At 62.6% G+C, this 13,094-nt stretch carries 8 protein-coding genes; 6 read left to right on the top strand and 2 right to left on the bottom strand.

Going from position 1 to position 13,094, the window contains the following annotated elements; all coding sequences use genetic code 11:
- Positions 1–51 precede the first annotated feature (51 nt).
- From dprA to GSQ73_RS02995, 6 genes are all read left to right on the top strand, one after another.
- Positions 52–1,218: a DNA-processing protein DprA gene (dprA, locus tag GSQ73_RS03020; RefSeq protein WP_158880859.1), complete on the top strand. Its 1,167-nt coding sequence runs from the start codon at positions 52–54 to the stop codon at positions 1,216–1,218.
- Between the two features lie 129 nt (positions 1,219–1,347).
- Entirely contained in the window at positions 1,348–3,858 is a 2,511-nt protein-coding gene (locus tag GSQ73_RS03015) for a DNA topoisomerase I (RefSeq protein ID WP_158880857.1), read from the top strand.
- Positions 3,859–4,431 carry a Sua5/YciO/YrdC/YwlC family protein gene (locus tag GSQ73_RS03010; RefSeq protein WP_158880855.1) on the top strand — a complete coding sequence of 191 codons (573 nt, stop codon included), beginning with the start codon at positions 3,859–3,861 and terminating at the stop codon, positions 4,429–4,431. It abuts the gene before it with no gap.
- A gap of 134 nt (positions 4,432–4,565) precedes the next feature.
- Positions 4,566–5,951 carry an AMP-binding protein gene (locus GSQ73_RS03005; RefSeq protein ID WP_158880853.1) on the top strand — a complete coding sequence of 462 codons (1,386 nt, stop codon included), beginning with the start codon at positions 4,566–4,568 and terminating at the stop codon, positions 5,949–5,951.
- 107 nt (positions 5,952–6,058) lie between these two features.
- Positions 6,059–7,342, top strand: a complete 1,284-nt coding sequence (gene purD / locus GSQ73_RS03000; RefSeq protein WP_158880851.1) for a phosphoribosylamine--glycine ligase — start codon at positions 6,059–6,061, stop codon at positions 7,340–7,342.
- A gap of 223 nt (positions 7,343–7,565) precedes the next feature.
- Positions 7,566–8,468 (top strand): DUF1481 domain-containing protein, encoded by a 903-nt coding sequence (locus tag GSQ73_RS02995; protein WP_158880849.1) that lies wholly within the window; start codon positions 7,566–7,568, stop codon positions 8,466–8,468.
- A gap of 102 nt (positions 8,469–8,570) precedes the next feature.
- On the opposite strand, the gene GSQ73_RS02990 is transcribed toward GSQ73_RS02995, so the two are convergent.
- Positions 8,571–10,589, bottom strand: a complete 2,019-nt coding sequence (locus GSQ73_RS02990) for an autotransporter domain-containing protein (RefSeq protein ID WP_158880847.1) — start codon at positions 10,587–10,589, stop codon at positions 8,571–8,573.
- Between the two features lie 97 nt (positions 10,590–10,686).
- Positions 10,687–13,014, bottom strand: a complete 2,328-nt coding sequence (locus tag GSQ73_RS02985; RefSeq protein WP_158880845.1) for a Tex family protein — start codon at positions 13,012–13,014, stop codon at positions 10,687–10,689.
- Positions 13,015–13,094 lie beyond the last annotated feature (80 nt).

The raw sequence follows: 13,094 nt of genomic DNA, 5'->3' as shown, positions 1-13,094 counted from the left end.
CGGCCATCACCGCGCCGTTTCTTTTTGCGTCTGCTTCGTACACTGCAAGGCATGAACGACACGGACGAACTGCGCGCATGGATGGTGGCGTTGCGCACGCCAGGCCTCGGCCCCGGCGGGCTGCGCCATCTGCTGGACAAGACCGGCAACATTGAAGGCGCTCTGGCGCGGCTGCGTCGATCGGCACGTCTCGACGAATCGGCACGGGCATGGCTGCAACAACCCGATGATGAATTGCTGCGTGCGGATCTGGCCTGGCTTGCCCAGCCGGGACATCGGCTGCTGCGCTGCACGGAGGATGATTTCCCGCCGCAGCTCGAAAATATCCCGCAACCACCGGCGGCGTTGTTCGTGATCGGCGATGCGAGTCTGCTGTTGTATCCGCAGGTGGCGATCGTCGGCGCGCGCGGCGCGAGTATCAGTGGCCTGGCGCACGCGCGTGCGTTCGCGCGTGCTTTGGCCGAAGCCGGTTTCGCGATCACCAGCGGCATGGCCGATGGCATCGATGGCGCCGCTCACATCGCAGCGCTGGACATCGGCGCACGGACTCTCGCCGTGATCGGTACCGGACCGGATCGCGTCTATCCGCGCAAGCACCATGCACTGGCGAAAAGGATCGCCGCGCACGGTGCGCTGGTCAGCGAATTTCCACCGGGCACGGCGGCGCGCGCCAATCATTTCCCCCGGCGCAACCGGATCATCGCAGGCCTTTCGCTCGGCACGCTGGTGATCGAGGCGGGCCTCAAATCCGGTTCACTGATCACGGCCAGGCTGGCGGCCGAACAGGGTCGCGAAGTGTTTGCGCTGCCCGGTTCCATCCACAATCCGCTGGCTCGCGGTTGCCACAGGTTGATCCGTGATGGTGCCCGATTGGTGGAGGACGTTGCCGAGATTGTGGAGACATTGGTGCCCGCAGCGCGCATGCTTGGCGGCGAATTGGCTGCACGACTGGGCCATGATGCGTCGTCGGAAAGTTCGGTCGCAGCTGCAGAGTTCGAAAAATCAGACAGCCTTGCGGATTCGCAGACGCCCGAATATCGGCGACTTTGGACTGAACTCGGCTACGAGCCCGTGACGTTGGACGAACTTGTCCAGCGGACCGGGCAATCCGCGGCGTTGCTTGGTTCGATGCTGCTGATGCTCGAACTGGATGCGCGTGTGGAAAGTTTGCCGGGCAATCGCTACCAGCGGCTGCCTGATGCGGTGACGAAAAGCTGACGTCATTGCGTGACTCACGCGTCATGTGGATCGGCGCGGGCTTGACAGCCGCGGCCACGACGTGGTTTCAACTATATATAGATGTCCGGCGCGCAAGCACCGGTGGTTCGCTTACGGAAATCCCGCTTCATGGCAAAAAACCTGCTCATCGTCGAATCGCCGGCCAAGGCCAAGACGATCAACAAATACCTCGGCAAGGATTTTCACGTGCTGGCTTCCTACGGCCACGTGCGGGATCTGCGGCCGAAGGAAGGCGCGGTCGACCCCGACAACGGGTTTGCGATGGCGTACGAGATCATCGAGCGCAACGAGAAACACGTTGACGCCATCGCCAAGGCGGCCAAGCTTGCCGATGACATCTATCTGGCGACCGACTTGGATCGCGAAGGCGAAGCCATTTCGTGGCATATCAGCGAAATCCTGAAAGAGCGCGGCCTGACTGACGGCAAGCGCGTGCATCGGGTTGTTTTTTCCGAGATCACGCCCAAGGCGATCAAGGCGGCGGTGGCCGCGCCGCGCCAGCTTTCGCATGATCTGGTCGATGCGCAGCAGGCGCGGCGGGCGCTGGATTATCTGGTCGGCTTCAATTTGTCGCCGGTGCTCTGGCGCAAGGTGCAACGCGGCCTGTCCGCCGGGCGCGTTCAATCGCCCGCGCTGCGCATGATCGTGGAGCGCGAAGATGAAATCGAAGCGTTCAAGGCGCGCGAATACTGGTCCATCGAAGCGCAGCTCAAGCACGCCGAAGGCGATTTCACCGCGCGCCTGAGCAAGCTCAACGGCAAGAAGTTCGAACAGTTCGACCTCACCAATGAAGCGGATGCCCATGCGGCGCGCGATGCATTGAAGCAGGCTGCGCGTGGCCGTCTGACGGTCAGCGATGTCAGTTCGAAAGAGCGCAAGCGTCGGCCTGCCGCGCCCTTCACCACGTCCACGCTGCAACAGGAAGCCGCACGCAAGCTGGGTTTCACCACCAGCCGCACCATGAAAGTGGCGCAAGGTCTGTACGAAGGCGTTGCGCTGGGCGACGAAGGCAACGTCGGCCTGATCACTTACATGCGTACCGATTCGACGATGCTCGGCGATGACGCCGTAGCCGAACTGCGTCAGTTGATCGCGCGCGATTTCGGCACCAAGGCGCTGCCGGATGGTCCGCAGGTCTACAAGACCAAATCGAAAAACGCGCAGGAAGCGCATGAGGCCATTCGCCCCACGTCAGCGATGTACACGCCCAAGTTAGTGGCGGCGTTCCTCAACGACGACCAGCGCAAGCTTTACGAATTGATCTGGAAGCGCACCGTCGCCTGCCAGATGATTCATGCCACGCTCAACACGGTGTCGGTCGAATTTGCACTGAAGGACGTCGCCGGTGGCGATGCGTCGTTCCGCGCCAGCGGGACCACCGTGATCGATCCGGGCTTTCTCGCCGTGTACGAAGAAGGTCGCGACCAGAAGAGCGCCGAGGATGACGACGAAGGTCGCCGTCTGCCGCGCATGCAAGTGGACGAGCAGGTGCCGCTGCACGAGATCGCGGCCGATCAGCATTTCACCGAACCACCGCCGCGCTATTCCGAAGCCAGCCTGGTCAAGGCGCTGGAAGAACACGGCATCGGCCGACCGTCGACGTACGCCAGCATCATCCAGGTGCTGCAGAATCGCGAATACGTTTTTCTCGACAGCCGTCGCTTCAAACCAAGCGACGTCGGTCGCGCGGTCAGCAAATTCCTGACCGCGCATTTCACGCGCTACGTCGACTACGACTTCACCGCCAAACTCGAGGACGAGCTCGACGCCGTCAGCCGTGGCGAGGAAGCGTGGGTGCCGTTGATGGAGCGGTTCTGGCAGCCGTTCAAGCAACAGGTCGACGAGAAGACCGAGTCGGTCGATCGCAACGAAGCCACTGGCGCGCGCGATCTGGGCATCGATCCGAAAACCGGCAAACCAGTGTCGGTGCGTCTCGGTCGCTACGGGCCGTTCGCGCAGATCGGCACAAAGGAAGACGAAGACAAACCGACCTTCGCCAGCCTGCGCACAGGCCAGAGCATGCACACGATCAGCCTTGTCGATGCGCTTGAGTTGTTCAAGATGCCGCGCAAGCTCGGGCAGTCGGACAACGGCGACGAAGTGAGCGTCGGCGTGGGTCGCTTCGGTCCGTTCGTGAAGCAGGGCAGCACCTATGCCTCGCTCAAGCCTGAGGACGACCCATACACGATCGAACTGCCGCGTGCCCTGCAAATCGTGCAGGAGAAAATGGAGATGCTTGCCAACCGGTTGATCCTCGATTTCGGCGATGGCGTGCAGGTGCTCAACGGTCGCTACGGCGCGTACATCACCGATGGCGAAAAGAACGCACGCATACCGAAGGATCAGGAGCCGAAGGAACTGACGCAAGCGCAGTGCCTTGAATTGCTCGCCGCTGCGCCGGTGCGAAAAGGTCGCTTCGGCAAGAAGGGCGCGACCAAGAAAACGACTGCGAAAAAGGAAACTTCGACGGTCAAGAAGGCGGCTGCTAAGAAACCGGCCGCGAAAAAATCCACAGCCAAGAAAGCCACCAAGAAAGCCTCCACGAAAAAGACCGCCAAGAAAGCTGCCGCGAAAAAATCGGCAACCAAAAAGGCCGCGTCGGTGAAGGCCGAGCCCTGAGTGCTGCGGCGATTCACCTCCGACGAGCTCGATGACGCCGCCGATGTATTGCACAACGGCGGCGTCATTGCGTATCCCACCGAAGCGGTGTTCGGCCTCGGCTGCGATCCGCACAACCATTCGGCATTCGTGCGGCTGTTCGCGCTCAAGCAGCGTCCGCCGACGCAAGGCGTGTTGCTGATCGCCGCCGAGTTCGCCGATATCGAGCGCTATATCGAAACCGGCTCGATACCGACCCATATCCTGGACGAAATAAAAGCCGGCTGGCCGGGCCCTCGAACCTGGATTTTTTCGCGCTCGCCGCAGGTGCCGGCGTGGGTCGCCGGCGACCATCCGGGAATCGCCTTGCGAGTGACGGCACACGAACCCGCCGCCGCGCTGTGCCGCGCTTTTGGCGGAGCGATCGTGTCGACCAGCGCCAACCTGCATGGCCATCCCGCGGCGCGTTCCGTACAGGATGTGGTCGATGCATTTGGAGACAACCTGGATGGCGTCCTCGACGCAACTCTGGGCGGACAGCAGCAACCCACCGTGATTCGCGACGCGCTGTCGGGCGCTATCATTCGTGCCTGAAATAAGGGAGCTCGACCGGGCGAGGGTCGCAGGCCGCAGCTGAAGTCAGATCATCTGGATCATTCACGTGACGGTGTGGGCGGCGCAGCGATGCTTTCCGCACTCACAGCCGTCATACGTCAGGGAGTTGTTGCTTGGCCATCGTTTACGGAACCTATGAGCGCGAGGTGCTGCAGCACCTGCCATTGCTGAATGCCACCGACGGCGACTGCGTCGTTGCGTGGCGCGACGGCAAGCCGATCAGCGCGCACGTGTTCGTTGCGCATGTACACGCGGTGGCGGAGTCGCTTCCGTCGGCGCCGGCTGCCATCAACCTGTGCGAAGACCGTTACGCGTTCCTGGTGGCGTTCTGCGCCATCGCCTTGCGCGGACAAACCAATCTGCTGCCGTCATCGCGTGCGCCCCGGGCCGTGGACGAAGTGATGGCCGCGCATCCCGGCTGCTATGCGTTGGGCGAGCAGCCGCTCGATCCGGCGCCGGCGGGTTATCAGCGCATGAGTTTCTCGGACATGCCTCTCGCGCCTGAGATCGATTCGACCATTTGGCCGTCCATTCCTGCCGAGCAGGTGGTCGCCATCGGCTACACGTCCGGCTCGACCGGAGTCCCGAGCGCAAACGTCAAGACCTGGCGCAGTTTCCATGCGAGCAACGCAGGCAACCTGGCGATGTTGCAGCAGGCGGTCGGCCAGCGTTTCGAGATCGTCGCCACCGTGCCACCGCAGCACATGTACGGCCTGGAGACGTCGGTGGTGCTGCCCTTGCTCGGTGGCGTCGGCATCCATGCGGGGCGGCCTTTTTTTCCAGCCGATGTGGCTGCTGCATTGGCCGCGTTGCCTTCGCCGCGTGTGCTGGTGACCACACCCGTACATCTGCGCGCGATGGTGGAATCGGGCGTGACGTTTCCCGCAGTCGCGGCGATGTTGTCCGCCACCGCGCCGATGCCGATCGAACTGGCGCGACTCGCCGAAGCATGCTTCGACGCGCCCCTGCTCGAAGTGTTCGGCTCCACCGAAACCTGTGTCTTCGCCAGCCGTCGCCCGAGCGTCGACGAGGATTGGCAGTTGTACGACGGCGTCACGTTGCACCCCCAACCCGATGGCACGCTGATCGAGGCGCCGCAACTTTCCTCGCCCGTTTCGCTGGCCGATATTGTCAGTCTCTCCGCGGGCGGGCGGCGATTCCAGTTGTGCGGCCGGCATGCCGACATGCTGGAGATTGCCGGCAAGCGCGCATCGCTCGGAGATCTCACGCGGCGCTTGCTGGCGATTCCCGGTGTGAAGGATGGCGTGGTATTCCAGCTCGACGGCGGCGACGCGCTCGGCGTGCATCGCATCGCCGCGCTCGTCGTGGCGCCGGGTCTGGATGAACACGTGATCCAGAATGCGCTGCGCCAGGCCATCGACCCGCTCTTTCTGCCGCGCCCACTGCGTCTCGTGCACGCGTTGCCGCGCAACGAAACCGGCAAACTGCCGCGGGAAGCGCTGCTCGATCTCCTGCAGCAGCACGACCCCGCGGTCTGACGATGTTCGATCCGCGACGTCGGCGTTTTCGCGAATAGGCGCTACGCGGCAGTCGCTACAATGCGCGCCTGCGTCACGTGGCGCATCGATGTATCCGGAGTGCAGACATGAAAGTTCTCGTCATCGGCAATGGCGGCCGCGAACACGCGCTGGCGTGGAAACTCCGGCAATCGCCGCAGGTCAGCGAAGTGATCGTCGCGCCCGGCAATGCCGGCACCGCGCACGAGCAGGGCGTGCGCAACGTAGATATTGCCGCACATGACATCGACGAACTGTTTGCGTTTGCGAAGGGCGAGAAAATTGGTCTGACCGTGGTCGGTCCGGAAGTGCCGCTGGTTGCCGGCGTGGTCGATCGATTCCGCGCGGCGGGTTTGCGCATCTTCGGTCCGCGCGCGGTGGCCGCGCAACTGGAAGGCTCCAAGGCTTTCGCGAAGGATTTCCTGCTCCGGCATAACATTCCAACGTCGCGCTACGCGGTATTCACCGATTTGAATCCTGCGCTGGCTCATGTCAGAAAACACGGCGCACCGATCGTGATCAAGGCCGATGGTCTCGCGGCAGGCAAGGGCGTGGTGGTGGCGCTGACTCTGGCCGATGCGGAACTGGCGCTGCACGACATGCTCGGCGCGCACAGTTTCGGCGACGCGTCGGCGCGCGTGGTGATCGAGGAATTTCTCGAAGGCGAGGAGGCGAGCTACATCGTGATGAGCGATGGCAGCCACGCCTTGCCGATGGCCAGCAGCCAGGATCACAAGCGGCGCGATGAAGGCGACCTTGGTCCGAACACCGGCGGCATGGGCGCGTATTCGCCGGCGCCGGTGGTCACGCCCGTGATCGAGCAGCGCATCCTCAAGGAAGTGATCGAGCCAACGCTCCGTGGCATGGCAGCCGAAGGCGCGCCGTTCATCGGGTTTCTCTACGCCGGCTTGATGATCGACAAGGACGGCACACCGAAGGTGATCGAATTCAACGTGCGCTTCGGCGATCCCGAAACCCAGCCGATCTTGCTGCGGCTGAAGTCTGACCTGGTTGAACTGATCGACGCTGCGCTGGATGGCCGGCTCGAACATGTTCACGCGCGTTGGGATGTACGGCCGGCGATCGGTGTAGTGATGGCTGCCGGCGGTTATCCCGGCAAGGTTCGCGCCGGCGATGTGATCAGCGGACTGGATGCGGTCCATGGTGCGGACGTGAAAGTTTTTCACGCGGGTACGCGTCTCGATGCGCAAGGACAGGTGGTTACCGCGGGTGGCCGCGTGCTCACGGTCTGCGCGCTCGGCAACGACCTCGCTGCCGCGCGCCGCGATGCTTATGACGCAATCGATGGCATCCATTACGACGGCGCATTCTGCCGTCGCGATATCGCGTATCGCGCATTGCAGCGCGGATGAACTCGCGCGCGACAGGTCGTGCACGCCATTTGAATGCGGCCCGTGAAATGCTCAGTCTGCATTGCAAAACTGCGTACGGGCACGCATGGATATGCCATTGGCTGGCTTGACTTTTCCGTGCCCGTATTTTTCGGCTATGCTTGAAACTTCCCCCGCGAAAAAGCCGTGGCGCGCAGGCGCCTGACCCGTTTCGTGTTTGTTTCCACGTGAAAGAGGTTTTCCCATGCGCAAGATGGTTTTGTCGCTGATGTCCGTCGCCGCACTTGCTCTGAATGGCTGCCACGGTAGTTCGTCAGAGTCGGCACAGCCGGCGGATAGCAACGCTGCTGCTCCGACTACAGCAGCCACAGCCGCCGCTGCACCTGCTGCTGCACCTGTCGGCCCGGCCAACGAGGTTAGCGGCACGGTGTCGGTGCGCGGTGCCGGTTCGCTTTCGCCGAATGCCACGTTGGTGATCAACCTGGTGGACGTTTCCGCCACGGCTTCCGGCGCGGCGCCTCTGGCGACCAAGACGGCTCCGGCCGGCACGTTCCCGCAAGCGTTCCAGCTGACCTTCAACAAGGCCGAGGTCAAGGCGGACGATCTGTACGTGGTACAGGCATCGCTGACCGATGGCGATCGCCACTACGCGATGCCGATTCAGGCACCCGTGCTGACCAAGGGCAACAAGAACACTGGCGTGGCGGTCGAGCTGGTTGCCGAACAGACACCCGGCGAAAAGGTGCTTGCCGAATTCGATGGCGTGCAGAAGCAGATCGGCGGCATGAAGGTCAGCAACGGCACCAAGCTCGACAAGGATATTTCGCGCGGCTGGCAGGTGTTCCGTCAGGCCGGTGAAGTGAAGTTCATTCGCGAGCTGGTGGATTACGGCGACAAGGGTTTCACCAGCACCGACTACGCGTACAAGGATGGCAAGCTCTGGGCCGCCGTGCAGCAGAAGAAATCCAACAAGGATGCCAAGCCAACCTCGACCGACAGCGTAGGCTGGGATGACAGCGGCACACTGGTGTTGAAGCAGCATCAGGCCGGTGGCAACACGCAGGACCTCGATGGCGACGCCGCTGCTTCGCTGCACAAGCAGGGTGTGGAAATTCTCAACCTGGCGACGAACGGCAAGAAAAAATAAGCCGTCTGGACGTCCAAACAAAAAGCCGCCCATGTGAATGGGCGGCTTTTTGTTTGGCGAGTGCTGTGACTGGAATCGGTCGGGCATGCCGACCGGTTTCGATCAGAACAGGATCTTCACGCCCATGTTGACGCTGTTGTACTTCTGGCTGTCATCGCTGAAGCGGCCGCTGTAACCGATCCAGCTGGTGACGGTTGGCGTGAGCTGCGCGGTGACGCCCAGATCCGCCGTGCCCCAGGTTTTGTCGGGAAGGAAACCGGTTAGGGCGAACGTGCCGTTCATGCTGTTGAGGCCGGCGGTGACGAGTCGGGCATCCGCCTTGCTGTCATGGTTCCAGGCCAGTTCCGCATACGGCGACAACGCCAGATTGCCTGCATCGAAATGACCCTGCAGACGCCAGCCCAGCGTGCTGACGAGCGCGTCGCGCTGCTGGCGGCCGAACCACATGGCGCTGCTGTCGTTGCCGTTTTCGCTGTAGCCATTGACCTTGATGCTTTCCCAGTCGACGTTGGCAAACGGCCCGGTGCGCAAGTTGGAGAAATCGAACCAGTAGCCGCCGGTGAACCCGCCGCCGAGGTGCGAACCGTCGGCTTTGCCTGTTTCATTGCGCTGCATGGTGCCCAGATCGATGCGACGATCGATGTCCTTGAAGTTGGACTGGCCGAAGTTCGCGTAGCCACCGATATAGCCGCCACCTTGATGATAGGTGACATAACCCAGACCGCTGATGTCCTGAAGCTTGTAACCGCCACCGCCGGAAACGTAGGCGTTGTTTTGTGCGACGCCAAGCGCCACACCCGCGGAAATATGCTCAGCGGCACGGATGTCTGCGCCGAGCGTGAAGTTCACATCATTGCTGTTGGTTTTCGGCGCACCGTTATTGGCGTCGAAACGCTGACGGGCGTAGTCGATGTTCACGAACGCACGTGTCTCGCCGCCGTCGTTGTCGGCGACCATCTGGTTGCGCACGACGCGGTTCTGCACTGTGCTGACCTGCAACGGCGCTTCGCCAAGCAGCGAAATCTGTTCCGGCGCCTGTAGCACCGACAGCACGTATTGACTAAGCAACGCGTGCGCGGCCGTGGTGGGATGTACGCCGTCGGCGAACACGTAACTCTGGTCGGCACCCGCGGCGTAGGTATACGGCAAGCCCGAGCCCTGCGGTCCGCACTGCACCGAACTGGAACCCACGCCGCAAGCGGGATCGGTGGCGTTGGTGAATCCGTAGGCGGTCGGGTTTGCGACGACTTCCGACAGCAGGCCGTAGGCATTGATCGGGATGATGCCAACCTTCATCTGGCCCAGACCCGAGTTGAGCTGGCCATTGAACAACTGGCTGAGTCCGGCCAGCGACGCTGCGGCCGATGCGCCCTGTTCCGTGGCGGAAGGCGTGGTGCCGATGTTCGGCAGGTTGTAGACGAGGATGTTTTTGACGCCCGCGGATTGCAGCTGACTGATGAGCTTCACTTCCTGCTGCGCAGCGGCTGCGACGCCCGCCTGCGCCTGATCGGCAGTCTCCAGTCCTGTGACGCCAGCCTGCGCTGCAACTGCAGCGTTGACTTGCGCCGCTATGATCGGCGTGATCTGCGCGGTGAATGCGGGAACCTGGCTCGGCGGCAATCCACCCGCTTCGGCGGCCGCGACCTGTGCGGCGACGGCCTGCGCGATCAATTGCTGCGCCACGGCGGCGCCGCCTGCGGCTGTGGCGTGATAGAAGATGTCATTCGCACCGCCCCAGATCGAATACAGCGCCTTGCTGTCGGCCGAGCCGGCCGAAAGATACGCGCCCACCTGAGTCGTCAGCGTTGGCACCGCCGCCGGCGTACCCGGTGAGTTGACCAGCACGCCCGCGCCGCCCCATGCGTAGTCGGTGCCGCCCAGCAGCGATGGGCTCAGGCTCAGGCCTAGTTGGTTGGCGACATTCTCGATACCGATGCTGCCCGGATTGGTCGTGAAGCGCAGCGGTGGCTGGATGCCGGGCGCCGTTGCGAGGGAAATGTTGCCATCGTCGCTGAGGCTGTCACCGAAAACGATGAGATGGGTGAAATCAGTGGCGACGGCCGCGCCGCTGAAGAGCAAGGTAGCGGCAATGGCGCCGGCAAGGTGGCGGGTGCGAAGCATGGGTTAACACTCCCTGGGCCGGAATGGCCTTGTTATATGTTCGTTACGTTAATGCACCCCATACGGAAGCGCATGCTGCATCGCAACGCGCGGCCGCTCAGCGCTTGGCGGCGCGAGCAAGGGCGTCGGCAAAAGCGCTGTTCACAGGCGGCGCGGCCGGCTTCGCGGTTGCATTGCTTGAAGGGCGACCGGGGTTGCGTTGATCGCGCGGCGCGGCTGATTTGTTTTCCGACGGACGCCCCGCACGTGCCTGGCCGGGCTCGTCGTCGAGTCGCATGCTCAGGGCGATGCGCTGTCGCGGCAAATCGATTTCCATCACCTTGATCTTGACGATGTCACCGGCTTTCACCACGTCGCGCGGATCCTTGACGAAGGTGTGCGAGAGCGAGGAAACATGCACGAGTCCATCCTGATGCACGCCGATATCGACGAACGCGCCGAATGCTGCCACGTTGGTGACGCGACCTTCGAGAATCATGCCGGGGCGAAGATCCTTCACGTCATCCACGCCTTCGGCAAAAGTGGGCGCGACGAATTCAGGACGCGGGTCGCGACCAGGTTTTTCGAGCTCTTTCAGAATATCGCGCACGGTCGGCACGCCGAAACGTTCGTCTGTGAACTGCTCGGGTTTCAGGCCGCGTAGAAAACCCGCGTCGCCGATGATGGATTTCATCTCGCGCCCGCACTGCGCGATGATCCGTTCAATCACCGGATACGCCTCGGGGTGCACCGCGCTCGCATCGAGCGGGTTGTCTCCGCCAGATACGCGAAGAAACCCCGCGCATTGCTCGAATGCCTTGTCGCCCAGACGCGCCACCTTGAGCAGCGCCTTGCGATTGGCGAACGGCCCGTTAGCGTCACGATGCTTGATCACGTTTTCCGCGACGCCGGCACTCAGCCCTGCGACGCGCGCAAGCAACGCCGCGGATGCCGTGTTCACGTCGACACCCACGGCGTTGACGCAATCCTCCACGCGCGCGTCGAGTGCGCGTGCCAGCTTGATCTGGTTGACGTCGTGCTGGTACTGGCCGACGCCGATTGCCTTGGGTTCGATCTTTACCAGCTCGGCGAGCGGATCCTGCAATCGGCGCGCGATCGATATGGCGCCACGCAGCGTGACGTCGAGCTTGGGGAATTCCTTCGCTGCCAATTCAGAGGCTGAATAAATCGAAGCGCCGGCCTCGCTCACGACGACTTTGGAAAGGTCCAGGCCCGCGTGTTTCTTCATTAATTCGGCGGCGAGCTTGTCGGTCTCGCGAGACGCGGTGCCGTTGCCGATCGCGATCAGGTTCACCCCGTGCTGCTTGCTCAGCGCGGCCAGCCGCGCGATTGATTCATCCCACTGGCGGCGCGGTTCATGCGGATAGATCACGTCGGTGGCAAGCACTTTGCCGGTGGCATCGACGATCGCCAGTTTCACGCCGGTGCGGATACCCGGGTCCAGGCCCATCACTGTCCTCGCGCCGGCAGGTGCGGCCAGCATGAGGTCCTTGAGGTTATCGCCGAATACGCGGATCGCCTCGTCTTCCGCGCCTTCGCGCACGCGGCCGAACAGATCCAGCGTGAGATGCAGATGCAGCTTCACGCGCCAGGTCAGGCGCACCGTTTCGCGCAGCCATGCATCGGCGGCGCGGCCGCGGTTGTGGATGTCGGCATGTGCGGCCACGCGGCCTTCGCCTTCGGCGTGACCTTTTTCGGCGTCGACATCGGGATAAAGTTCAAGCTCGATGACGCCTTCATTGCGCGCGCGCATCAGCGCCAGCAGGCGGTGGGATGGAATCTTTCCGATCGGTTCGATGTGATCGAAGTAGTCGCGGAACTTGGCGCCTTCGTTTTCCTTGCCGGCCACGACCTTGGCGCGAATCTGTCCCTTCGCCCACATCCAATCGCGCAGCTCGCCCACCAGATGGGCGTCTTCGGCAATCGATTCCATCAAGATCGCGCGCGCGCCATCGAGTGCGGCGCGCACATCGGCAATGCCTTTCTCTGCATCGACGAACGACTCGGCAAATGTCTCCGGCGACTGCGTAGGATCGCTGCGCAATCCCAGCGCGAGCGGTTCCAGTCCAGCCTCGCGCGCAATCTGCGCTTTGGTGCGGCGTTTCGGCTTGAACGGCAGATAGAGATCTTCCAGTCGCGCCTTGGTTTCGGCGGCGAGCAATTCATTCTTCAACGTGTCGCTGAGCTTCCCCTGTTCCTCGACGCTGGCAAGGATCGCGGTGCGTCGTTCTTCCAGTTCGCGCAGATAACGCAGGCGTTCTTCCAGCAATCGCAATTGCGTGTCGTCCAGACCGCCGGTTGCTTCCTTGCGATAGCGCGCGATGAAAGGCACCGTGGCGCCGCCATCGAGAAGATCGACCGCCGCCTGCACCTGCTCTGTTCGGGCGGCGATATCGTGAGCAATGCGTTGTTCGATGCTGAGCATGGAGACGATCAATTCCTTGGATGATGAAGCGCGTCGGATCGGTAATAGCCGTCGATGATAACAAGCGGTCGCATCGACGC

The sequence above is a fragment of the Rhodanobacter sp. L36 genome, assembly GCF_009765755.1.
GTDB lineage: Bacteria > Pseudomonadota > Gammaproteobacteria > Xanthomonadales > Rhodanobacteraceae > Rhodanobacter.
Note: the sequence above shows the minus strand (reverse complement) of the source record. Positions and strands in the feature narration are given on the sequence as shown.